This window comes from Kocuria sp. LUK, assembly GCF_021012935.1.
In the GTDB taxonomy this organism is placed as follows: Bacteria; Actinomycetota; Actinomycetes; order Actinomycetales; family Micrococcaceae; genus Kocuria; species Kocuria flava.
This window is the reverse complement of record NZ_JAJMZI010000001.1, coordinates 252,048-275,050: the sequence shown is the minus strand read 5'-3', so window position 1 is coordinate 275,050 and position 23,003 is coordinate 252,048. Positions and strand designations below refer to the sequence as shown.

Annotated in this window: 22 protein-coding genes and 1 pseudogene; 8 read left to right on the top strand and 15 right to left on the bottom strand. The window is 75.6% G+C overall.

Annotated elements, in window-relative coordinates; translation table 11 throughout:
* Positions 1-40 precede the first annotated feature (40 nt).
* Positions 41-367 (bottom strand): annotated as a pseudogene (locus tag LQU92_RS15370) (STAS/SEC14 domain-containing protein); the annotation flags it as partial.
* Positions 368-594: 227 nt separating this feature from the next.
* On the opposite strand from LQU92_RS15370, the gene LQU92_RS01250 reads away from it, so the two are divergent.
* Entirely contained in the window at positions 595-1,293 is a 699-nt protein-coding gene (locus LQU92_RS01250; protein WP_230659990.1) for a D-alanyl-D-alanine carboxypeptidase family protein, read from the top strand.
* A gap of 90 nt (positions 1,294-1,383) precedes the next feature.
* On the opposite strand, the gene LQU92_RS01245 is transcribed toward LQU92_RS01250, so the two are convergent.
* On the bottom strand, positions 1,384-1,866 hold the full coding sequence (locus LQU92_RS01245; protein ID WP_101852332.1) for a hypothetical protein: 483 nt from the start codon (positions 1,864-1,866) through the stop codon (positions 1,384-1,386).
* Positions 1,863-4,325 (bottom strand): molybdopterin oxidoreductase family protein, encoded by a 2,463-nt coding sequence (locus LQU92_RS01240; protein ID WP_230659987.1) that lies wholly within the window; start codon positions 4,323-4,325, stop codon positions 1,863-1,865. Before LQU92_RS01240 ends, LQU92_RS01245 begins: the two co-directional genes overlap by 4 nt.
* Positions 4,326-4,719: 394 nt before the next feature.
* On the opposite strand from LQU92_RS01240, the gene LQU92_RS01235 reads away from it, so the two are divergent.
* From LQU92_RS01235 to LQU92_RS01210, 6 genes are all read left to right on the top strand, one after another.
* Entirely contained in the window at positions 4,720-5,199 is a 480-nt protein-coding gene (locus tag LQU92_RS01235; RefSeq protein WP_230659984.1) for a transporter substrate-binding domain-containing protein, read from the top strand.
* A complete protein-coding gene (locus LQU92_RS01230; protein WP_230659981.1) occupies positions 5,196-6,191 on the top strand; it encodes a cation diffusion facilitator family transporter in 996 nt (331 codons plus the stop codon). Before LQU92_RS01235 ends, LQU92_RS01230 begins: the two co-directional genes overlap by 4 nt.
* A gap of 81 nt (positions 6,192-6,272) precedes the next feature.
* Entirely contained in the window at positions 6,273-7,211 is a 939-nt protein-coding gene (gnd, locus tag LQU92_RS01225; protein WP_230659978.1) for a phosphogluconate dehydrogenase (NAD(+)-dependent, decarboxylating), read from the top strand.
* Between the two features lie 98 nt (positions 7,212-7,309).
* A complete protein-coding gene (locus LQU92_RS01220) occupies positions 7,310-8,773 on the top strand; it encodes an L-lactate permease (RefSeq protein ID WP_230659976.1) in 1,464 nt (487 codons plus the stop codon).
* Positions 8,774-8,933: 160 nt separating this feature from the next.
* Positions 8,934-9,470 carry an SRPBCC domain-containing protein gene (locus LQU92_RS01215; protein WP_230659973.1) on the top strand — a complete coding sequence of 179 codons (537 nt, stop codon included), beginning with the start codon at positions 8,934-8,936 and terminating at the stop codon, positions 9,468-9,470.
* Positions 9,467-10,642, top strand: coding sequence for a glycosyltransferase family 4 protein (locus LQU92_RS01210; RefSeq protein WP_230659970.1), 1,176 nt, complete (start codon positions 9,467-9,469; stop codon positions 10,640-10,642). Before LQU92_RS01215 ends, LQU92_RS01210 begins: the two co-directional genes overlap by 4 nt.
* A 67-nt stretch (positions 10,643-10,709) precedes the next feature.
* Here the strand turns inward: LQU92_RS01210 and LQU92_RS01205 are convergent, their stop codons facing one another.
* Entirely contained in the window at positions 10,710-11,348 is a 639-nt protein-coding gene (locus LQU92_RS01205; RefSeq protein WP_230659967.1) for an alpha/beta hydrolase, read from the bottom strand.
* Positions 11,345-11,869, bottom strand: a complete 525-nt coding sequence (locus tag LQU92_RS01200) for a VOC family protein (protein WP_230659964.1) — start codon at positions 11,867-11,869, stop codon at positions 11,345-11,347. Before LQU92_RS01200 ends, LQU92_RS01205 begins: the two co-directional genes overlap by 4 nt.
* A 517-nt stretch (positions 11,870-12,386) precedes the next feature.
* On the opposite strand from LQU92_RS01200, the gene LQU92_RS01195 reads away from it, so the two are divergent.
* The gene (locus tag LQU92_RS01195; RefSeq protein WP_230659961.1) at positions 12,387-13,937 is read left to right on the top strand and encodes an LTA synthase family protein; all 1,551 of its coding nucleotides are present in this window, start codon (positions 12,387-12,389) and stop codon (positions 13,935-13,937) included.
* A 41-nt stretch (positions 13,938-13,978) separates the two neighbouring features.
* Here LQU92_RS01195 and LQU92_RS01190 read toward each other — a convergent pair whose 3' ends face one another.
* The 10 genes from LQU92_RS01190 to LQU92_RS01145 all read right to left on the bottom strand — a co-directional run bounded on the left by LQU92_RS01190 (position 13,979) and on the right by LQU92_RS01145 (position 22,866).
* Positions 13,979-14,545 (bottom strand): GNAT family N-acetyltransferase, encoded by a 567-nt coding sequence (locus LQU92_RS01190; protein ID WP_230659958.1) that lies wholly within the window; start codon positions 14,543-14,545, stop codon positions 13,979-13,981.
* A gap of 80 nt (positions 14,546-14,625) precedes the next feature.
* Positions 14,626-17,064 carry a S8 family serine peptidase gene (locus LQU92_RS01185; protein WP_230659956.1) on the bottom strand — a complete coding sequence of 813 codons (2,439 nt, stop codon included), beginning with the start codon at positions 17,062-17,064 and terminating at the stop codon, positions 14,626-14,628.
* Positions 17,065-17,302: 238 nt separating this feature from the next.
* Positions 17,303-19,498 (bottom strand): S8 family serine peptidase, encoded by a 2,196-nt coding sequence (locus LQU92_RS01180; RefSeq protein WP_230659953.1) that lies wholly within the window; start codon positions 19,496-19,498, stop codon positions 17,303-17,305.
* Between the two features lie 286 nt (positions 19,499-19,784).
* A complete protein-coding gene (locus LQU92_RS01175) occupies positions 19,785-20,105 on the bottom strand; it encodes a hypothetical protein (RefSeq protein WP_230659950.1) in 321 nt (106 codons plus the stop codon).
* Positions 20,106-20,258: 153 nt separating this feature from the next.
* Entirely contained in the window at positions 20,259-20,534 is a 276-nt protein-coding gene (locus tag LQU92_RS01170) for a helix-turn-helix transcriptional regulator (protein ID WP_230659947.1), read from the bottom strand.
* Between the two features lie 98 nt (positions 20,535-20,632).
* Entirely contained in the window at positions 20,633-20,980 is a 348-nt protein-coding gene (locus tag LQU92_RS01165) for a hypothetical protein (protein WP_230659943.1), read from the bottom strand.
* A 97-nt stretch (positions 20,981-21,077) separates the two neighbouring features.
* Positions 21,078-21,362 carry a hypothetical protein gene (locus LQU92_RS01160; protein WP_101852308.1) on the bottom strand — a complete coding sequence of 95 codons (285 nt, stop codon included), beginning with the start codon at positions 21,360-21,362 and terminating at the stop codon, positions 21,078-21,080.
* A 323-nt stretch (positions 21,363-21,685) separates the two neighbouring features.
* Positions 21,686-22,102, bottom strand: coding sequence for a hypothetical protein (locus LQU92_RS01155; protein WP_230659940.1), 417 nt, complete (start codon positions 22,100-22,102; stop codon positions 21,686-21,688).
* Between the two features lie 60 nt (positions 22,103-22,162).
* On the bottom strand, positions 22,163-22,576 hold the full coding sequence (locus LQU92_RS01150; protein WP_230660682.1) for a hypothetical protein: 414 nt from the start codon (positions 22,574-22,576) through the stop codon (positions 22,163-22,165).
* A gap of 101 nt (positions 22,577-22,677) precedes the next feature.
* The gene (locus tag LQU92_RS01145; RefSeq protein ID WP_112255984.1) at positions 22,678-22,866 is read right to left on the bottom strand and encodes a hypothetical protein; all 189 of its coding nucleotides are present in this window, start codon (positions 22,864-22,866) and stop codon (positions 22,678-22,680) included.
* Positions 22,867-23,003: the final 137 nt, after the last annotated feature.

Below are 23,003 nucleotides of genomic sequence, written 5' to 3'. Positions count from 1 at the left end.
CTGGCGGCGGCGGGAGCAGCTGCGGCCGGCTGATCCAGGCCCGGGCCGCGGCGCGTTCGTCGAGACGGAGCCGGCGGGTGGGGATGTGCAGGAGCTCGGAGGTCCACTCGGAGGCCTTCGCCTCCCGGTCCACGTCGGTGACCACGGTCAGCCGGGCGAGCTTCTTGACGCAGCCGGCGGACGTCCGGGCCGGCCACGGCGCCGTCGGGGAGACGTCGCCGACATCGAGCTCACCGCGGGTCGCGACCATCCGCACGCTGTCGTGGTCGCGGAGCGCCTCGTCGAGGACCGCGCGCACGTGCAGCATCTCCTCGGCGGTGATCCCTCCGTGGGCGTCGAGCGTGACGATGTCGGTGCCGGGCTGCACCGTGGTCTCCAGCACGGTCTCCTCCTGCTCCGCCGCGGCGCCGACGGCGTGGAAGCAACGGCAGGACCGCGCACGGCAGCGCTCAACGCGAAGACGCGTGCACGGCACGGTTGAGGCAGTGGGGAAGCGACGGACCACTCCTCGTTCACAGTGTCACACAGCACGTCTTGCGGGGGCCGTGCCGTTACGCTGAGGCGGATCTCTCCCGGACACGTGGGGGCGTGAACATGATGAAGACCATCGGTGGAGTTCTCGGCGGTGCGGCAGCACTGAGCCTGGCGACGGGGCTCGTGGCGCCCTCGGCGGCGGTCGCGACAGGAACGACCTACGACATCGACTCGGCCTCCAGTCCGACGGTGGTGGTGAACAAGCACCGCCCACTGGACCCCCGGACCTACGTGCCGAAGCCGCTCAGCCGCATCCAGGCCGAACGGATGCGCTCCGATGCGGCGGCGGCGTACCAGAAGATGGCCCGGGCCGCCAAGGCCGACGGGGTGAACATCGTGGCCGTGAGCGGGTACCGCTCCTACGACACGCAGGCCGGCCTCTACGACAGCTACGTGCGGCAGTACGGCCAGGAGACCGCCGACACCATCGCGGCCCGGCCGGGGCACAGCGAGCACCAGACCGGGCTGGCCATGGACGTCGGCAACGCCTCCGGAGTGTGCGCGCTGCAGGACTGCTTCGCGGACACCCCGGTCGGGGCGTGGGTCGCCGAGCACGCCGGAGAGTACGGGTTCATCATCCGCTACCCCGACGGCGAGGACAATCAGGCCGTCACCGGCTACGCCTACGAGCCCTGGCACATCCGCTACGTCGGTCACGACCTGGTCCGGGACATGCAGGAAGCGGCCCTGGTGGACCCGGAGGTCGACACCATGGAGGAGTTCTTCGGCCTGGAGCCGGCCCCGGACTACCGTCCGTGAGCGGAGTCGACCCGGCGGTGTCCGACGCCGGGGGCGGGGCCCGGCAGGGGGCCCGGTGGGGTGCGTCCGCCGGGTCCGCCCGGGCCGGGCTCAGCTGACGAGGATCTGGGTGGAGGTCTCCTTCAGCTTCGCATTGGCCCAGCGCATCTGGCGCAGGGTCTCGGGGTGGCAGCGCTGGGCGACGTCGAGCAGGTCGTGGTGCTTGATGCCCTGGGCGGCCTGGGCGAGCATCTCCCAGTCGGCCGAGACCCCGGAGGCCATCGTGTAGACCTCGCGCAGGTCGAGGAGCATGAGCAGCTCCGCCTTGCCGCGGCGGCCGATGAGCTCGCTGCTCTTCTCCCGCACCGTCTCCAGCAGACCGGACTCGTCGGCGGGCTCCGGGTCGAGGTCCTGGCCGTAGGTGGTGCCGATCCCGGCGATCGCCCGGACGTGGTGCTGGGACCAGCGGGCGAGGTCGCGGGCCAGGTGGTAGATCTCGTGGTCGACCTTGTGGCGTTCGGAGACGTGCAGCAGCTTCCGCGCCAGGTCGTTCTCGGAGCGGTGCAGCTCGTGCAGGACCAGGCCGATCTTCATCGTTGCCCCTCCGTGGTGGCGTGGACGTCCTCGTCCACCGCGGCCGTGGCGTCTCCGCGGGTGGGCCGGCCGGTGTCGGTCACGGGTGCCGAGGCCGTGGTGGTCGGTGCGGGTGCGGCCCCGGGGCCGGCGCCGAGGCATTCCAGGCGTGCGGCGGCGGTCTTGAAGATCGGCTGCTTGGAGGCGGCGTCCCAGTCGGTGATGGTCAGCTCGTTGGCCGCCCGTCCCGCGGTGTCGGGCTCGTGCCCGCCCGGGGTGTCCCAGTACCCGTAGTGGAAGGGCAGGAACACCACCCCGTCACGGATGCCGGTGAGGCGCGCCTGGGCCTGCACCGAACCCCTGGGGGTGGTGACCCGCACGAGGTCGCCCTCGCTGACGCCCTGGGCGGCGGCCTCGGCGGGGGAGACCTCCACCCACACCTCCGGGGCCGCCTCCTGCAGCTGCGGGGCGCGGGCGGTCTTGGTGCGGGTGTGGAAGTGGTACAGGGTCCGCCCGGTGATCAGCTGCAGCGGGAACTGCTCGCTGGGGACCTCGTGCGGGGGCAGGTACTCGGCGGCCTTGATGACGGCCTTGCCGGAGGGGTTCAGCGCCTTGTACTCGGCCGGCTCGAGCGGGGCGCCCGTGACGAGGTCCCGGCCGTAGCTCTCGCAGTAGGCGGGATCGGACCAGAACGCGCCGTCGACGTAGATGCGCTCGGTGCCGTCGGGGTGCTCCTCGTTGCACGGCCACTGGATCCCGGAGCCCCCGCGCAGCTTCTCGTAGCTCAGGCCCGTGTAGTCGCAGGGGCGGCCGGCGGTGCACTCCTTCCACCCCTCGAACGCCGACTCGGCGTCGTGCCACTTGACCAGCGGGTTCCCGTCCTTGTCGCGCAGGTCCAGCCGGCGGGCGTAGTCGATGAAGATGTCCAGGTCCGGCTTCGCCTCCCCGGGCGGGTCGACGGCCTTCTCGGACAGGTGCACGGTGCGGTCCACGTTGGTGAACGTGCCCGTCTTCTCCCCCCAGGTGGCCGCCGGCAGCACGACGTCGGCCAGCTGGGCGGTCTCGGAGAGGAAGATGTCCTGGACCACCAGGAAGAGCCGGTCCTGATCGAGGATCGAGCGGATCCGGGCCAGCTCCGGCAGGGACACGGCCGGGTTGGTGCCGCTGACCCACAGCAGGCGGATGGAGCCGTCCTCGACGTAGCGCATCATCTGCATCACGTGGGTGGGCGGGGAGTAGTGCGGGATCTGGAACGGGTCGATGTTCCACACCCTCGCCAGGTCCTTCACGTGCTCCTCGTTGGACCAGTTCCGGAAGCCCGGCAGGTCGCCGTCGCCGCCGCACTCCCGGGTGTTCTGGGCCGTGGGCTGACCGTTCATCTGCAGGATCCCGCGCCCGGGGGCCCCCAGCATCCCGCGAATGATGTGGATGTTGTTCACCTGCACGGCCGCGGCGGTGGCCTGGTTGGACTGGTAGAAGCCCTGCAGCACCGTGGACAGCAGCCGTTGCGCACCGCCGATGATCCGCGCGGCCTCCCGGATCTGCTCGGCGGGCACGTCGCAGATCGTGGAGACGGCCTCCGGGGTGTACTCCTGCACCCGTTTCTCCAGCTCGGCGTAACCGACCGCGTGGGCGCTGACGTAGTCGTGGTCGACCCGGTCGTGGGCGATGATCTCGTGCAGCAGCCCGTTCATCAGCGCCACGTTGGTGCCCGGGCGCGGGGCCAGGTGCACGGTCGCGTGCCGGGCGACCGGGGTGGGGCGGGGATCCACGCAGATGATCTGCGGCGGGTCCTCCCCGGCCAGCCGGTCCAGGATCCGGGTCCACAGCACGGTCTGGGTCTCGGCCATGTTGTGCCCGTACAGGGCGATCACGTCGGCGTGGTCGATGTCCGTGTAGGAGCCCGGCTGCCCGTCGCAGGCGAAGGACTCCTTGAGCGCCGCGGCGGCGGTGGCGGTGCACAGCCGGGTGTTGCCGTCCACGTGGTTGGTGCCCAGCCCTCCGTGGGCGATCAGTCCCAGGGTGTAGTACTCCTCGGCGAAGAGCTGGCCGGTGGTGTAGAAGCCGATCGCGCTGGGCCCCTGCTCCGCCATCAGTTCCTGCGTGCGGGCGACGATCCGGTCCATGGCGGTGTCCCAGTCCGTTTCCACCAGCTGCCCGTTCTCGCGGACCAGAGGTGTCGTGAGCCGGTCCGGGGAGGCGTTGGCCTGCCACCCGTAGAGGTCCTTCGGGCCCAGCCGGCCGCGGTTGACGCGGTCCACCGCCCGGCCCCGGACCCCGGCGATCCGCCCGTCCTTGACCGCGATGTCCAGCGCATCGCCGTTGGAGTGCAGGATCGAGGCGGTCTGCACCCACCGGTCCACGTCCTCGGGGCCCAGCCCCTCGGCCAGGTGGGTGTCCACCCGCACCGGCCAGTCCTGCCCGGCGGCGTAGGGGGTGCGGGTGCCCCACGGTTCGGCGATCCGGTCCTTGCTCGTCATCGAGACCCCTCCGGTGTTCCCTCGGCCGGCTGCGGCCTGCGTCGGCACAGTGTCCGCGCCCGGACTGTCCCGCACTCTACGCACGGCACCCACCGACGACAAGGGTGCTGACGAGGGCGGCGGGGGTGGCGCGACCGTCGTCGGCAGTCGCGGGGAAGGCGACCGGGGACCGGCCGCCGGCGACGGAGGACCGGTCCGGTCCTCCGTCGCCGGACGGCTCAGCCCGGCCACGTCCTCTCCCGGCCTCCCGGAGTCTTCCCGCGGTGGTCGCGGCCGGACCGGCGGTGCCGGCCGGATCCATGCGCTCGGGCCGGGCCGTCCGCGGGTCCGGCCGCGCGCACCGCCGGTCCTGCGGAGCGGTGACGGCGGGGCGGAGGAGGGCTATGGTCGGGGCATGAAGAGACTGGTCAGCACACTGCTCATCGGGGCGGGGGCACTCCTTGCGCTGGTCGGGTGCGCAGGACAGTACCCGGCCGACCCGCACGGGACCCTGTCCGAGGTCACGGGCGGGGTGCTGCGGGTGGGGGTCTCGCACAACGAGCCCTTCGTCTCCGTCCGGGGACCCGTCCCGTCCGGGCGCGAGGTGGAGCTGGTGGAGGACTACGCGCGGACCCTCGACGCGGAGATCACCTGGACCGCCGACGGGGAGGAGGAGCTGGTGGACCGGCTCGAGCACGGTCGGCTGGACCTGATGATCGGGGGCCTGACGGACAGGACCCCCTGGAAGCAGAAGGTCGGGCTCACCCGCCCGTACGTCGAGACGACCGACGAGTTCGGGCAGCAGGAGAAGCACGTGATGGCGGTGCGCAAGGGCGAGAACGCGTTCCTGCTCGACCTCGACGAGTTCCTGCAGTCGTCGGGAGGGCAGTCGTGACGGCCGTGCACCACAACATCGACAACGAACCGCTGCCCGAGGAGGTGGCAGGTGGTCTCCGCCGGGCCGTGCGGCTGGAGTGGGCCACCATCGTCTGCCTCGTGCTCATCGTCGGGCTGGTCTATGCCGTGATGGGCAACTCCCAGGCGATGAAGACGGCCTGGATCGAGGACATGCTCTCCTTCGTGCCGCCGATCGCCTTCCTGATCGGGGTGCACATGACCCGCAGGCCGGCCACTGCGGAGCGTCCCTACGGCTATCACCGGGCCATCGGCATCGCCCACGTCGTGGCGGCCACCGCGCTGCTGGTGATGGGCGGCTACCTCGTCGTGGACTCGGCGCTGAAACTGATCACCGTGGACCACCCCACGATCGGCGGCATCCAGCTGTTCGGCACCACGCTCTGGCTGGGCTGGCTGATGATGGCCGCCATGGTGGTCACCGCGATCCCGCCGGTGATCCTGGGGCGGATGAAGCTGAAGCTGGCCCCGCCGCTGCACAACAAGGTCCTCTACGCGGACGCGGACATGAACAAGGCCGACTGGATGACCTCCCTGGCCGCCACCGTGGGGGTCGCGGGCATCGGACTGGGCTGGTGGTGGGCCGACTCGGCCGCCGCGATCGTCATCGCGATCTCCATCCTCAAGGACGGGATCACGAACCTGAAGGCGGCCGTGGCCGGGCTCATCGACGCCCGCCCCACCAGCGTGGACAACAAGGACCCGCACCCGCTGCTGGGGGACATCGACGCCTACCTGCGCGGCCTGGACTGGGTGCACACCGCCGGGGCCCGGGTCCGCGACGAGGGACAGGTCTTCCACGTCGAGGGTTTCGTCGTCCCCCGGGCGGCGGAGCTCCCCACCCCCGACCGCATCCAGGCCGCCCAGCGGGGGCTGTTCGACCTGGACTGGAAGGTCCGCGACGTGACCATCACCCCCGTGCGCAGACTGCCGTCCGTGCTCGAGGCCCACGGCAGCCCCTCGCGGCACTGACGCGCCCGGCCGGTCCGCAGGTCCCGTGGGATCCTCGAGGAACGACCGCACCGCACCACGACCGACGAGCAAGGAGACATCATGCAGATGGGACTGGTAGGCCTGGGGAAGATGGGCGGGAACATGCGCGAGCGCCTGCGCCGGGCCGGGCACACCGTCATCGGCTACGACACCGACCCGCAGCTGTCCGACGCCGACAGCCTGGCGGCGATGGTCGAGCGCATCGACAGTGAGCTGCAGGTGGTGTGGGTGATGGTCCCGGACACCGTCGTCGACCCGGTGATCGAGGAGCTGGCCGGGCTGCTCGGGGAGGGTGACGTCATCATCGACGGCGGCAACTCCCGGTGGGTCCACGACGCCCCGCGGGCGCGGCGGCTGGCCGAGCGGGGCATCGAGTACCTGGACTGCGGCGTCTCCGGTGGTGTCTGGGGCATCACCCAGGGCTACGCCCTGATGGTCGGCGGCAACGGGACGACCGTGGCGAAGGTGCAGCCGATCTTCGACTCGCTCAAGCCCGCCGGCGAGTTCGGATTCGTCCACGCCGGGGAGCACGGCGCCGGCCACTTCGCGAAGATGGTGCACAACGGCATCGAGTACGCGATCATGCAGGCCTACGCCGAGGGCTGGGAGCTGATGGAGGCGGCCGGGCACGTGACCTCCGTGCGGGAGACCTTCAACTCCTGGCGCGAGGGCTCGGTGATCAAGTCGTGGCTGCTGGACCTGGCCGTGAACGCTCTCGACGAGGACGAGCACCTGGAGCGGCTGGCCGGCTACGCCGAGGACTCCGGGGAGGGCCGGTGGACGGTGGAGTCCGCCCTCGACCTGGCGGTGCCCGTCCCGGCCATCGCCAACGCCCTGTTCGCCCGCTTCACCTCCCGCCAGGACGACTCCCCGGCGATGAAGATGATCGCGGCGATGCGCAACCAGTTCGGCGGCCACGCCGTCAAGGACGTCGCCGCCGGCCCCGAGCACCTCGAGGCCGAGCCCGGGAAGGAACCGGCGCACCCGTCCGAGCAGTGAGACCCCGCCACCGCGTCGAGGGGAGCCCCGGCACCGCCGGGGCGTAGCATTCCCCGGGAACGGGAGAATGACAGGACAAACACGGAGGTGGGTCGCCGGTGGACGTGGTCATGGCGGCCCTGCCCATCGTGCTGACCCTGGGCCTGCTGCTCGTGCCCGCGCCGGCGTGGGTGGCCCCCGGCGCCGGACTGCTCGCGGCCGTGACGGTCGGCCTGGCCTGGTTCGGCACCCCCGCCGCCGACGTGGTCGCAGCGTTCGGCGACAGCGCCTGGACGCTGGTCGAGGTGCTGGCGATCATCGCCGGGGGGATCCTGCTCGCCCGCGTCATGGACCGCAGCGGCGCCCAGCGGGGACTGGCCCGGTGGCTCTCGGCCGGCGGCGGGCCCACGGTGGCCTCGGCGCTGCTGATGGCCCACGGCGTCGTGCCGTTCATGGAGACGGTCACCGGCTTCGGGGTCTCGGTGATCATCGGGCTGCCGCTGCTGCTGTCCCTGGGGTTCACGCCGCTGCGGGCCGCCACGCTGTCGCTGATCGCCCTGATGGTGGGGCCGTGGGGCTCGATGGGCCCGGGCACGCTGCTGGGCGCCCAGATCGCCGGGGTCCCCCTGGACGAGCTCGGGGTGGCCTCGGGGGTCCTCAACGTCCTCGCCTTCCTCGGCTCCGGCGCCGTGGCCGCGGTCGTCGCCGGCCGCGGCCTGCCCGCCCCCGAGGCCCGGTTCCGGGCCGCCGTCCACGCCCGCTGGATCGGCGCGGGGCTGGCCTCGGGCGCGGTGCTCTCCGTCCTGGTCCTGGCCGCCAACCTCGCCCTCGGCACGGCCGTGGCCGGCGCGGTGGCGACCCTGGTGATGTCCGCGGGCTGGGCCGCCGTGATCAGCCGGGGCCGGCTGGGCCCCGTCCCGGTCCGCGCGCTGGTGCCGTACGCGGTCCTGCTGGCGGGCACCACCGCCGGGCAGCTCCTCGAGCGGGCGCTGCCGCTGGGCGGGTTCGGTGCGGTGCTGGGCTCCCCGGCCCTGTGGTCGAGCACCGGTGCCCTGGCCGGCGTCGTCGTGCTCGGCCTCGACAGGAGCCACCGGCGGCGGCTCCCCCGGGAGACCCTGCGGATGTGGCTGCAGGTGGCGGTGCCGACGGGCCTGTACCTGGTCCTGGGCACCGCGGTCTCCGGGGGCGGGCTGGCCGAGGCGCTGGCCGCCGCCCTGACGGGGCTGGGGCCGGCCTACCTGTTCCTCGTGCCGCTGCTCGGCGGCCTGGGCGGCTACATCACCGCATCGGGCACCGGGGCCAACGCCATGTTCGGCGGCACCCAGGACGCCGCCGCGCAGGCCCTCGGGATCGACCCCCTGTGGATGATGGCCTCCCAGAACGTGGCCGCCGGGCTGGCCTGCCTGGCCAGCCCGGCGCGCATCGAGCTCGCCTACCGCATGGCCGGCCCGCACCAGCGCCGGGACACCCCCGGGCCCGCCCTCACCCGCGGGGCCCTGGTCGCCAGGACGCTGCCGTTCGTGCTCGTGTGCCTGGTGCTGTGGGGCCTCGGCAACCTGCTCTGGCTGCCGACCGCCGGCTGAGCCCCGCCGCCGGCCACACCGGCAGCGACCGCCGGCGCCGCGCCCTCCTCGTCCCGCGCCGAAGGCGCGAGCCCGCACCGCGGACATCTTGGGACATCGGCCGCCCCGGTCGCCCACAATGGTCCCGTCGGCACCTGCCGGCCCGGAGGAAGGACGCACGATGACACCACCACGGGCCACCGGCCGGCCCGAGATCCGCCGGGACGGGACGTGGATCGTGTTCGTCCGCCACCTCGACGCCCCCGTCGAGCAGGCGTGGGCGGCCGTCACGGACCCCCGGCGCCTGGAGCGCTGGATCGGCACCTGGACCGGGGACCCTGCCTCCGGCAGCGTCGCCTTCCGGATGACCGCCGAGGAGGGCATGCCGGAGGAGGTGCACCGCATCGAGGCCTGCGAGCCCCCGCGGCTGCTGCGCACGCGCGCCCGCGGCGAGGGCCTCGACGGGCAGGACCACGACTGGCGGCTGGAGATCCGGCTGGCCGAGGACGGTGGCGGGACGGCGCTGCACCTCGCCCAGTTCCTGCCGGAGGCGGCGTGGGCGCACAGCATCGGACCCGGCTGGGACTACTACCTGGACCGGCTCGTGGCGGCCGAGACGGGCGGGGACGTCGCGGCCGTCGACTTCGGGCGCGACTACTACCCGGCCCTCGTGCCCGCCTACGAGCAGCGCTTCCCGCTCGCGCCCCGGCAGCCGTGACGGTCTCCGGCGACGACGGGCCCGGCGCGCACCGCCGGTCGCTGTGCCTGTACACCCGCTCCGCCGACCCCTCCGGGATGGGGGCGCACCTGCTGGAGCTGGCCCGCGGGCTGGCCGGCCGCATGGACGTCACGGTGCTGTGCCGCACCGGCGAGCGCGTGCGCTGGCTCCTGGAGGCGGCCTCCGCGTGCGGGGCGCGCGCGGTGGCGCTGCCGGGGCCGCACGACCCGGCCTACCCGGAGGTCATCCGCGCGCACCTCGCCTCGCACCCGGCGGACGTCTTCCACTGCCACGCCGGGTGGGGATGGGAGGACCCGCACGGCCTGCGCCTGGCCGCGGCCGCCGGCGTGCCGGCGGTGGTCATCACCCACCACCTGCCCTACCTGCTGCACCATCCCGGCAAGGCCCAGCGGCTGATCCGCAACACCTCCTGGGCCCACTGGCGGATCGCTGTGTCCGACACGCTCCGGGAGTCCTATCTCGCCCGCGGCGTCGGCCCGGAGCGCTTCGTCACGGTCCCCAACGGCATCGGCCCGCGCCGGCAGGCCCCCGGGAGGGCGGCCGCCCGGGCGGCGCTGCAGCTGCCCGCGCGGGCTCCGGTCGTGCTCTCGACCGGGCGGCTGACCGCGGTCAAGGACCAGCGGTCCCTGGTCGAGGCCGCCGCGCTGCTCGCCCCGGAGCACCCGGACCTGCAGGTGGTGGTCCTGGGGGAGGGCGAGCTGCGGGCGGAGCTGGAGGGCCTCGTGGCCGCGCTGGGCCTGGGCGGCGTCGTGCACCTGCCGGGCCACCGCGCGGACGCGCGGGCGCTGCTGGACGCCGCGGACGTCTTCGCGCTGCCGTCGCGGGCCGAAGGCATGCCGCTGACCGTGCTCGAGGCGATGGAGGCCGGACTGCCGGTCGTCGCCACCCGGGGCACGGGCTCGGAGGAGGCCGTGCTCCACGGCCGGACCGGCCTGCTCGTGCCGCCCGGCGAGCCCGGGGAGCTGGCCGCGGCACTGGGGGCGCTGCTCGACGACGGCTCCGTCCGCGGCCGGTACGGCACCGCCGGGCACCAGCGGTACCTGGAGCACTTCACCGTCGAGGCCATGCTGGCCGGCACGCTGGCCGTCTACGACGCGGCGCTGGCGCCGCGGGGCGCGGGGGCACGGGCGTCCGGCGGGCCGGGCGGCTGAGCCGTTCCGCCCGGGGTGCGGCGGACGCGCCCGGCACGGAGGCCGCCGAGCACGTCCGTGCCGGGACTCAGCCGGAGCTCACCAGCTCCTGGACCCAGTGCCGCAGCTCGGCCACGGTGCGGGGGCCGAGGCCGTGACCGCCGGGATCGCGGCGGCCCCGGACCGCGGCGCCGGAGCCGGTGTGCAGGTAGGACCAGGTGCGCTCCAGCAGCTCCCGGGGGATGACGGTGTCCGCCTCGCCCTGGGCGACGAACACCGGGGTGCCGGTCAGCCGGGCGGGCTCGACGGGGATCCCCGCGTCGAAGGGCAGCGTTCCGTGGAGGATCGCCGCCCCGGCGAAGCGGGCCGGTTCGTTCAGCAGCAGGGCCCCGGCGAAGGCCGCGCCGCCACTGAAGCCGATGAGGACCACCGGACGGCCCGCCGGGGCCGCCTCGTCCAGCCAGGAGCGGAACCAGGCCGTGGTGGCGGCCAGGGACGCGGCCACGGGCCGGCCGATGCCGCGGTTGGCGAACCAGGCGAAGCCCCCGCCCTCGGGGATCGGGGCGCGCACGGCGGCGTAGGCGGGCCCGGTGGGCAGGTGGTCGGCCACGCCGAGGATCTCGCGCTCGTGCGAGCCGCGCCCGTGCAGCAGCACCACCAGGGGGGCGCCCGGGTCGGTGCTGCCGGCCGTGGCCACCACGGGGTCGGGGAGGGTGGCGGCGCTCATGCCCGCTCCGCCGGTGCGCTGTCCTGCACGAGGGTCCCGGCGGTGCGGGTGCCCGACCAGCGGTGCAGCTCGGCCGCCAGGTCGAGGGCCTCGACCGGGGCCTCGTGCTCCCAGCGGCCCCAGTCCTGCCGGGGCAGCATCCACATGATCTCGAACTCGTGGCCGTCGGGGTCCGCGCCGTAGACGCTCTTGGTGGCGCCGTGGCTGGACTCCCCGGCGTAGGCCCCGGCCGTCAGGAGGAGCTCCCGGGCGGCGGCGAGCTCCTCGACGGTGTCGACCTGCCAGGCGAGGTGGTAGAGCCCGATGCCCCCGCGGGCACGGGGCGGGGCGTCGGAGCCGACCCCGAAGAGGCCGAGGTCGTGGTGGTTTCCCGAGCGCGGCAGGCGCAGGAACGCCGCGTGGGCACGGGGTTCGCGGGCGACGACGGTCATGCCGAAGACCTCGGTGTAGAAGTCCAGGGCGCGGTCGAGGTCGGCGACGAAGAGCACGGCGTGGTTGAGCCGGACCGGGTCGATGGGCATGGGTCCTCCAAAGGGTCGGGGTGGGCAGCGGGGCGCGGCGCCGCCGGGCGGACCGCCGGCAACGGGGCCGCCCCGCCCGGCGCGGGCGGGTCAGGGAACGAGGTCGAAGCCGGCCGTCCAGGAGATCCTCCCGGCGGCGGCCGCGGCGAGGACGGCACGGCCCGTGGAGCCGGTGGCGAGGACGCCGATGCGGACCGTGGACCTGCTCCGCGCTGCGGGGACCGACTGCTTGACGCTACAAGTACAACGTACCGAGAGGTGTTTGAAGCGTCAAGTACTTTTCCGGGGGGTGCGCCGTGGATGAGCACGGCGGCCCAGGAGGTGCGGGTGCTCGCACGCGGTGCCGTGCCGTCCCGGCGGGAGGGGACGTTCGCGCCCGGTCCGGGGCGCCTGTCCGGCGGGTGAACCGCGGGTGAACGGGTAATGTATCGGTACGCGGTTCCCACGGGCCCGAGAGCGGGTCGGCCGTCGAGGATGTCCGGTGCATGCGCGCGCATCCGGAACGCGAGGTGTTGCCATGTCCGACCGAGTCCTGCCCGTGCTGCGGCGGGTCGGCGTCGTCGTCGGCCGCCTCGGGGTCCTCGTGCTGATCTGGGCGGGACTGGCCCTGCTCGTCGCCGCCGCCGGGATCCGGTACTTCTGGGGCGAGATCTCGGTGGGGCAGATGATGCTCAACCTCGTCTCCGTCGAGCTCGACGGCGGGGGCGGGCCCATCGTGTGGATGGGCATCCTGGGGGTCGGCGTCGTGCCCCTGCTCCTGACCGTCGGGATCGGGCTGTGGCTGCGCGCCCGGCGCCGCGGGCGGACCCGCCCCGGCGGGGACGGGCGTGCGCACGGCCGGCGCCGGATCGCCCGTGTCGTCCCCACCGCCCTGGTGGCCGCGGTCGTCCTGGGCGGCACCACGGCCTTCGCCACCACCGTGGGCGTGGGGGACTACCTGCGGGCCGGCAACTCCTCCTACCTCCTCGGCGACTACTACGTCGAGCCGGTCGTCACCGGCGACGCCGGGCGGCGCAACCTCGTGCTGATCTACCTCGAGTCCGGGGAGGCCACCCTCGCCGACGACGAGCTCTTCGAGAAGGACGCGTTCGTCCCGCTCAAGGAGGCCACCCGGGCCGAGGACGGCTGGCAGAGCGTGGAGGGCCTCCAGCAGTACAGCGGCGGGGGCTGGACCATGGCCGGCATCGCCTCCACCCAGTGCGGCGTGCCCCTGAAGGGCATCGGCTCCGCCGCGGGCAGCGGCGCCCTCAACTCGCTCGGCGGCAGCGTCGACACCTACCTGGGCGGGATCACCTGCCTGGGGGACGTCCTGGGGGAGCACGGCTACACCAACGTCTTCATGGGCGGGGCCAACGCCTCCTTCGCCGCGAAGGACGCGTTCCTGCGCACCCACGGCTACGACGAGGTCAAGGACCTCGCCGACTGGCGCGCCGCCGGTGAGCCGGAGAAGAACTTCCGCCCGGACTGGGGGCTCAGCGACGGCCGGCTCATGGCCCACGCCGAGGAGGAGGTCGACGCGCTGCACGCCGAGTCCCGGCGCACCGGCCGGCCGTTCAGCCTCACCGTGCTGACCCTCGACACCCACGAGCCGGTCCACGTCTACGACTACTGCGACGTGGACACGGACAGCGAGGTCACCTCCGTCTTCGAGTGCTCCATGGCCCAGGTCGCCGGGTTCGTGGAGCACCTGGAGCAGCAGGGCTACCTCGAGGACACCGCCGTGGTGATCATGGGCGACCACCTCAAGCACATGAGCGCCGGCGACGCCTTCCACGAGCAGCTCGACGACCACGAGGACCGGACCGTCTTCAACCGGATCCGGGTCCCGGGCGAGGACGGCGCGCTGCGCCCGCGCGTGGACCAGCTGAGCATGTACCCCACGCTCCTGGAGGCCGCCGGCCTGAGCCTGCAGGACGGCGCGGCCGGGCTCGGCATCTCGGCCCGGGCCGGGCAGGTCCCGCCGGGCTCGGCCCAGGCCCTGGAGCCGGGCGCCTACGAGGAGCTGCTGGCCTCGCGCTCGCCGCTGTTCTACGCCCGGGCCTGGGCCGGCGAGGACGCCGCCGGGTAGCACCGCCGCGCCCGCACGCTGTGGCCGGCGGGACGCCGCGCTCAGTCCGCGCGCCGGCCGCCGGGGCGGGGCGGGGTCACCTGCAGCGGCTGCAGCACGTGCTCGGGGTGGGCGACCAGCGGCCGACCCAGCACCAGGGCGTTCGAGAGCCCGTGCGCCAGCCGGTGCTGCAGCGGGACGAACCCGGCCCCGCCGTAGAAGGCCAGCAGCTCCTCGGCGCCCTGCCGCGGGGTCGCCGGTTCCGGGCGCAGCACGGCCCAGGTGCTGCCGGCGGCGCGGGCGGCGTCCAGGAACCGCTCCAGCAGGTCCACCCCGATGCCGCGGCCGCGGTGGGCGCGGGCGACGACGAGGGTGTCGAGGTAGCTGCAGCGCCACTGCGGGTCCGGCTCCGGCTCCACCACGAAGCTCTGCCACGTCGCGGAGGCGTGGTTGCCGTGGCACAGCCCGACGACCTCTCCGCCGACCGTGGCCACGGTGGTGGTCCCCAGCCACGCGGTGAAGCGCTCGCGGGTCAGCTCCCGCCCGGGCACGACCTGGGCGAGGAGCGCGGCGGCGGCGGCGTGGTCGCCCGCCCGTGCGGGGCGGATCCCGTGGCCGGCGCTGCTCATGCCCCGATCGTAGCGGCGACAACGGCCGCGGCCCCGCCCCCGCGGTGCGGGAACGGGGCCGCGGCCGTCGCCGATAGGGCTCAGCGGTAGTCGATGCGCACCCCGCGCCCCGAGGCCCAGCTGATCTTCCCGCCCTGGAAGTTCTGGACGGTGGTGGTCCCGGAGCGGTACTCCTCGGAGGTGGGGTAGCCCAGGCGCCCGGCCGGGCCGCCGAGGTCGGCGTAGGCGACGCCGATCGCCCCGAAGGTGGCGCGGGTGCCGGCGCCGGGGGCCCAGTAGACGTTGCCGCGCTGGAAGCCCTGGACCACGCCGCCGTTGACGGAGGGGGTCTCGTCGGTGGCCGGGTAGCCGAGCTTGCCGGTCACCCCGCCCAGGGAGGTGAAGCGGGCGCCGACGGCGCCCAGCAGCGGGTGGGCGGCGGTGGCGGCGGACCAGACGATCTGCCCGCCCTGGAAGGGCTGGACCGCACCGCCGTGGCCGTCGGGCCCCTCGGCGGCCGTCGGGTAGCCGAGCTTGCCCGTGGTGGCCCCGGCGCGGTCGTAGGCGGCGTCGATCGCGTTGCGCACGGCGATCGAGCCGGTGCCCGCCGACCACACGATCCGGCCGCGCTGGAAGAGCTGGTAGGCCCCGCCCTTCCCGTCGGAGCGCTCGTCGGAGGTCGGGTAGCCCAGGGCGCCCTTCTCGGAGCCGGCGCGGGTGTAGGCGGAGTTGATGCCGTTGACCACGGCGTAGCCGCCGGTGGACGGGCCCCAGATCACCTTGCCGCGCTGGAAGAGCTGGTAGGCCCCGCCGATGCCGTTGGAGCGCTCCGGGGAGGTGGGGAAGCCGAGGGCGCCGGTGGCGCGGCCGGTGCGGTGGAAGGCGGAGCGCACGCCGCCGGCGACCATCTGCGTGCCCGAGGCCGAGGACCAGTACACGGTGCCCTTCTGGAACTCCTGGTACACCCCGGCGCCGTGCCGGACCTCGTGCGAGGTCGGGGTGCCGAGGGCGCTCCGGTGGCTGCGGTAGAAGGTGTCGATCGCGCCCTTGGTGGTGTAGGCCGGCGTGCTCGGCGTCGGGGTGGCCGGGGCGATCGTCGAGCCGGGGGTGATCCACAGGGCGTCGTGGGAGTTGAGCGTCTTGGCCCCGGAGAGCTGGGTGCGCGGGTCGCCGGAGTCGAGGATCTTCGCCTTGTACTGTTCGGCGCTGAGCGTCGGGTTCTTCTGCTTGAGCAGCGCCACGGTGCCGGCCACGTGCGGGGCGGCCATGGAGGTGCCGTAGTCGAACTTCGTCGACGGCGCCACGGGGCCGCGGGTGCCGGTGTTGGCGGAGGAGAGGATGTGGTGGCCCGGGGCGTAGATGTCCACGGCCCACCCGTGGTTGGAGTAGGGGGCCTTGTAGTGGTCCGAACCGGTGGCCCCGACGGTGATGACGTTGTAGCAGTTGCCCGGGGCCCAGTCGATCGCCGGCTCGTTCCAGTTGCCCGCGGCCACGACCACGGGGATGTTGCGGGACCAGGCCGTGTTGATGGCGCTCTGCAGCAGCGGCGGGCAGCCGCCGGGCATCGACAGGGACATGTTGATCACGTCGGCGCGCTTGCCGGGGGCGCGGGCGGCCCCGACGGTGTCCCCGGCCAGCCAGCGCACGGCGTCGGCCATGTCGGAGACGTAGCCGGTGCCGCAGGCGCCCAGGGCGCGGGCGTTGAGGATCGTGGCGTCGGGGGCGACGCCCACGGTGCCGTAGGCGTCGCGCCTGGCGGCGGCCGAGCCGGCCACGTGGGTGCCGTGCCAGATGGAGTTCGACGCCGGGGACCCGCTGTAGCACTGCCCCGCGGTGGACCAGGTGCCGGGGTCGCGGGCGTCGGCGTCGCGGCCGTTGCCGTCGTTGGACAGGGCGGTGGAGGAGACGAAGTCGTAGCCGCCGATGATCTGGGAGTCCAGGTCGGGGTGGGCGGCGATCCCGGTGTCGACGACGCCGATCGTGGCGCCCTTGCCGGTGGCGGTGTCCCAGGCCTCGAAGGCCCGCAGGTTGGTCAGCGCCCACAGGGACGGCACCCCGGGGTCGTGGGCGGCGGCCGCGGTGGTCGCGAGCCGGTCCTCCTCCTCGTCGTCCATCCCGGGGATCTCGGCGACGGCGACCATCCGGTCGGGCTCGGCCCAGGCCACGGCCGGGTCCTCGGCGAGCTCGGCGGCGAGCTTCTCGACGTCGGCCACGGGGGCGTCCTCGGCGAGCTCGAGGACCTCGGCGCCGTCGGTGGTGGTGCGCACCGGCGTGGTCTCCTCGGCCTCGTCGAGACCGCTCTCGGCGGCGGCCTCGTGCAGCAGCCGCTGCTTGGCGGCGTCGTCGACGGGGGTCTCGTACTTCACGACGATGCGGTCGGTGGCCTCGGGCAGGTCGGTGGTGCGGGCCGAGCCGGCGCCGGAGGAGGCGGCCGCGGCGGCCTCGGCCCCGGGGGAGGTCTCGGTGGCGAGCGCAGGTGGTGTGGTGGTCAGCAGGACGGTGGCCGCGGTGAGCGCGGACAGGAAGGCGGTAGGACGCACGGATCAGGCTCCTGGCAAGGGGGGTGGGGGGAGCCGTGGAACGCCCAGGTGTCCCACGGCCGGCGGAACGAGCACAGGTGCGCGGTGCGCCGGGGGCGACCGCACCAGGGGGAAGGAGCCCGCTGTCCACGCCGGACAATAGCATTCGCAAATAGCGGGGCGGCAAGGCGGCACGCCGACTGTTACGCCGTGGTACGGACGAGGGCCCGTCCGGTCGGTCCGCGGGGCCGGGGTCCGGTCAGGACAGGCGCACGCGGGTGCCGGCGCCGGGGGTCCAGGTGATCGTGCCGCCCTCGAAGGCCTGGACGGTGCCGCCGGCTGCGCGCTGCTCGCCGGTAACGGGCCGGCCCAGGACGCCGTGCTCGCCGCCGAGCCGGGCGTGGCGGGCGGCGATCGCCCCCTGCACGGGGTGGGCCCCGGTGGCCGCGGACCACAGGATCCGGCCGTGCTCGAAGCGCTGGGCGACCCCGCCGGCGCCGTCGGGCCGCTCGCCGGTGCGGGGGTAGCCGAGCGCGCCGTGCTCGTCGCCGAGCTCCGCGTAGCGGGCGGCGACCGCCCCGCGCAGGACCTGGGCGCCGGTGGCGGGCGACCAGAGGAGCTTGCCGCGCTGGAAGACCTGGTAGGCCCCGCCGAGGCCGTTGGGGCGCTCGGCGCCCACGGGATAGCCCAGGACCCCGGCCTGGTGGCCGGTGCGGGCCCAGGCGGCCCCGATCGCCCCGCGCAGGATCCGGGCGCCGGTCGGGGGCGACCACACGACCCGCCCGTGCTGGAAGGACTGGACGACCCCGCCGGTCCCGTCGGCACGCTCCTCGGTGGTCGGGAAGCCGAGGGCGGCCGGGCCGCCGGCCGCGCCCCGGTGGGCGGCCCGGACGGCGCCGCGGGTCGTGCGCGCCCCCGTGGCCGGGGACCAGTGGACGGTGCCGCGCTCGAACTCCTGGCGGGCGCCGCCGGGTACGGGCGCCTCCTCGCCCAGCGGCTGGCCCAGGGCCGGGCGCGCCGAGAGCCAGTAGCGCCCGATCGCGCCGGCCACGGGGAAGTCGGGCTCCGCGGCCGGGGCCAGCCCGAGGGCGGCGGCGGCGTCGGCGACCGGCACGGACCCGGCGGCGGTGGCCCTCAGCCGGGCCTCGAGCTGGGCCGGGGTCGCGGCCGGGTCCTGCTGCTCGAGCAGCGCCACGAGGCCCGCCACGTGCGGGGCGGCCTGGGAGGTGCCGGAGAGCTCGCCGTAGGACTCGCCGGCCGGGGCGGTCCGGCCGGCGTCGAGCGTGGAGCGGATCGCCGTGCCGGGGGCCCAGACGTCGACCGTGGGCCCGTGGTTGCTGAACCAGGCCGGCTCGTGCCGCTGGTCGACCGCGCCCACGGCGATCACGCCCCGGCAGTTCGCCGGCATGGAGGCGGAGGCGTCCAGGCCGTCGTTGCCCGCGGCGACCACCACGGGCACGCCGCGGCCCACGGCCTCGTCCACGGCCGACTGCAGCACCGGGTCGCAGGTGCTCAGCGCCCCCAGGGAGATGCTGATGACGTCGGCCGCCCGTGGCGGGGCCGGGGCGCCGGCCACCGGCCCCCCGGCCAGCCAGCGGATGGCGTCGGCGACGTCGGAGGTGTAGCCGAGGTCGCAGGCCCCGATCGCCCGGGCGACCAGCAGCCGCGCGCCGGGGGCGACCCCCGCGATGCCCCGGCCGTTGCCGGTCACGGCCGCCGCGACCCCGGCCACGTGGGTGCCGTGCCAGCTCGAGCCCGCGGCCGCGTTGCCGGCCCCGGTGGCCGGGTCGACCCAGCACTGACCGGCGGCGGCGTGGCTGCCCGGGTCGGCCCAGCGGCCGTCGCGGGGGTCGCCGTCGTTGGCCAGCGACAGCGAGGAGACGAAGTCGTAGCCGCCGATCGCCTTCGGGCTCACGTCGCTGTGGGCGGCCAGCCCCGAGTCCACCACGCCGATGACCGTCCCGGCGCCCGTCGCGGCGTCCCAGGCCCGCGGCAGTCCCAGGGCCCCGGCGGCCCACTGGGCGCCCGGGTCGAGGTCGTCGGGCCGCCACTGGCCGGCGAGCAGCCGGTCCGGGGCGGCGCTCTCGACCGCCGGTGAGCCGGTGAGCTCGGCGGCCAGCTCCGCGACCTCGCCGACCGGCACCGCCTCCGGCAGCTCGAGGACCTGCGCCGCGTCCCCGGCCACGACCGCGGCCGAGGCGGCCCCGGCGAGCCCCGTCGCGACCGCGGCCTCGCCCAGCGCCCGGCGCCGCTCGGCGGCGGAGGCCTCCGGGGTGAACCGCACGACCAGGCGGTCGGTGACCTGCGGCGCGGCGCTCGCCGGCCGCGGCGCCGCCGACCCGGCGGAGGACGTGGACCCGGCGGGCGGGGCGGGGTCCGTGGCCGCGGCCGGGGCCGCGGGGGCGAGCAGCAGGGACAGGCAGGTCAGCAGCGGGAGCAGGCGGTGGGTGCGCACGGGCGGTCTTCCTTCGGATCATCGGCCTCGCCCCGGGGCCGGCGCCGGTGGCAGCGGCGGGCGCACCCCCTGTGCGCCGCCGGACTGTGATCATGCACGATCATCGGCTTCGGGGTGCCATCGGCGCGGTGCCCGCCGGTCGCGCGGGGTCCCGGCGGCGGGCCCACCTGCGGCGACGCCCGCGGACCCGGGACCGGGCCGGGCGGCCGCATCCCGCCGTCGTCCCGGGGGCGGGGGACGCCGGACCGGTCGCGGGCCCGGGCGTCCGCTCCGCGGGCGGTGCGGGTCAGCCCGCCCGCGGAGCGCCGTCCACGGGCGGGCCGCTCCGGCGCAGGCGCACGAGGGTCGGGACCGCCGGCACCGCGAGCCCGGTCAGCAGGATCAGCCCGAACAGGCCCAGGGCCCAGACGGTGAGCAGCAGCGGGGCGGCGGCGAGCAGGCTGAGGACCGCCAGCACGACGGCGGCGGTCCGCCGGGCCTCGGTCACGGCGTCGCGGCGCAGCACGGGCAGGACCACGACCAGCTGGACGACGATCAGCGCCGGGTAGCCCAGCAGCGGCAGGGCGAGGATCAGGGCTTCGAGGGCGAGGACGCTGTCGTCGGCCACGGGATCCTCCGTCCGGTGCGGCGGGGGCGCCGGAGGGCGCCGCGAACAGGTGTTCTCCGCCGTGAACCTACCCGTGGGTCCCCGCTCCGGGGGTGTGGCGAGCGCGTCCGGCGGACGGCAGTGCGCGCTGCGGCGCCGTGCCGGGCCGGGGGCTCAGCCCGTCCAGGCGGGCCACAGGCTGCGCTCGAGCCGGACCTCGAGGCGCGCGATCGTGTAGCCGTCGGGCCAGACGTGGCCGTCGAGGATGCGCGAGAGGGTGGTGTGGTCGACCCCGGTCGCCGCGGCGGCCTCGCGCAGCGTGGTGCCGGCCAGGGCCCGCCGGAGGTTGAGCACGAACAGCCGTGCCCGCTCGGAGACGGGGTCACGGCAGATCTCCTGCGGCCACGAGGAGGTCGCCGCCCGCGGTTCCGGTCTCGCCCTGCTGGTCATGGCGGGCAGTGTAGGGACGCAGGCTGAGCATGTGCTTGGTCCGGGCGTCCCGGTCCGCGTGCGGGACGGCATCGCCCCGGACCGTTCCGGGGCGGGGCTCAGGCGGTGGCCTGCTCGTCCCCGGCCGCCCAGCGTGCCGCGGCGGTGTTGAGCTCCTGGACCTGGCGCTCGACCAGGCGCACGGGGCGGGCCCCGCGGGAGACGAGGCGGTAGCCGGCGATCCCCGACAGCGTGCGGGTCGGGCCCTCGGCCATGACGGCCTCCACGGTCAGCGGCAGCACCTGGGTGCCCGGCCGGGCCGCGGCGCCCAGGGCGTCGCGCAGCTCGCGGGCGGCGGACGCCGTGGGCACGACGGTGGTGGAGACCACGCCCGCGCGCGGGCGCCCGTCGGGGGCCGGGAGCATGGGGACGACGACGAACGCCGGTGCGGCCTGCGGTGATGTCACGGGCGCAGACGATAGACGCTCGGGCGGCGGACCGGAAGTCCCTGTCCGCCGAGCGCATCCCGGTGCGCGGGCGGGGCGGGTCGCGGCCCGGTCGTGCTCAGCCGGCCTCGGGGGTCTCCACGGCGATCACCTCGCCGGGGGCCGGGGTCGTGGGCGGGCCGCCGGTGAGCCCGCCGAACACCTGCGCGGTCGCGGCCACCGCGGTGCGCGCCGTCGCGGAGGCGGTGGACGGGGAGACGGTGACGACCCCGGCGAGCAGCACGAGCACGCCCAGGGCGGTGTAGGACCGGCGGCGGTGCCCGGCGACGATCAGCAGCCCGGCGGCGGCGAGGATGCTCCCGGCCACGGCCAGCAGCACGGGGGCCAGCTGCTCGGGGGTCACCGGGCACCGCCGGGGCGGACGGGGGTGCGGGGGAGCGCAGCGTGCACGAGGACCTCCGGGGGAAGAAGCGAAGCATGCGGTGCGGCGGCCGGGGGAGCCGCCTGCGCTCATTATGGCCGGGCGGCGGGGCGCCGGCGGTGCGGCGCGCGCGGTGCCCCACCGGGATCGCGCCGCGCAGCCGTGCCACCGGGTGGCGCGGTGTCCGGGCGGGGGGGGGAGGAGCCCGCGGCGCCCTCCGGGGGCCCGACCGCGGGGAGTGGTCACCCGGCCGTGGCGGGCACCGCCGGCGCGGGCGCCCCGGCGGGTGCGGCGCCGCGTCCCGGTCAGGCCCGGACCCCGGGCACCGACCACGCCCCGGGGCGGGCCGGGTGGTCGGTGTGCTCGAGCAGCTCGAGGTCGCGCGCCGGCAGCAGCGCGCCCGGGGCGTGGCCGTCGGCCTCGCAGCGCACGAGGACGACCAGCCCGAGCGCGGCGGGCTCGTAGACGGCGGCCAGCACCGTCTCCCCGGCGCGCAGGGCCAGTCCGGGCCGGTCGCAGCGCAGCCGGTAGCGGGCCAGCGGGGTCGCCGGGACGGCCGGCTGCGCCCGCGGGGCGGGGGCCGCGTCGCGGCCCGGCGGGCGGCCGGGCTCCGCGGCCCCAGGCCGGGGCGCGGCGGGGCCGCCGGCGGGGCGGAGCACGGGCGGAGGGGCGGGGGAGACGGGGGCGTCCGCGGTGTGGGGCGCGTCACAGTGCCGGGGCATGGCCCGAGCCTGACAGCCGTTCCTGGACGCCGCCCGGACCCGGGCTGGGCGTTCGGCGCCTCAGCGGGAGGTCGAGGTGATCTCCCCGCCGAGATCCTCCCGGATCTCCTCGAGGCGGGCCCGGTCCTGGGAGGCGGCGACCCAGTTGCCCTGGACCAGGTAGTGGATGCCGTCGATCCCCTCCAGCCCCTCGGTCATCTGCTGCTCCATCCGCTCGCTGTCGGCCACCCCGAGCAGCAGGTCCTGGTCGCAGGCCAGCACGGTGCTGTCCGTGCCCCCGCCGGTGTCGCGCACGACCTGCTCGCCGGGACAGCGCGCCCCGGCCTCGACGACGGCCCGGCGCAGCGCCCCGGCGTCGTCGAAGCGCACGCCCCCGGCGGGGATCATGCTCTCGACCGCCGGGGTGGACGGACCGCAGCCGGTCAGGGCCAGGGCGGTGAGGCTCAGCAGGGCGGTGGTGGTCGTGCGGCGCATGGGCGCTCCTGTCGTTCGGGGAGGAGGGGGTGCACGGCCCGGGGGCGGTCCCCGTCCCCGGGCGCCGCACGGACCCGGGCAGGGGGGCGGGACGCCCCGGGTCAGGCGCCGCCGGGACCGCGGTCCGGCTCCCGGCCGGGCGGGTCCTGGCGGCGGGTGCGCCGGGTGCGCACCCAGACGGTCAGGACCGCCCCGACCACGGCGAGGGCGACGAGCACGAGCAGGGCCACGGCGGCCGGGGAGCCCGGCTCCACGGGCTGCGCGGCGGTCAGGACAGCGGTGGGGCTCATGCACGGCAACCTAGCAGCGGGCGCCACCCCGGCACGAGTCCCGGGCGGCTCCGGGAGCGCGTCCCCGGGCGCGGACGACGACGCCCGTCCCGGCACGCCTGCGCCGGGACGGGCGCGCGGGCGCATAGGATCCGTGC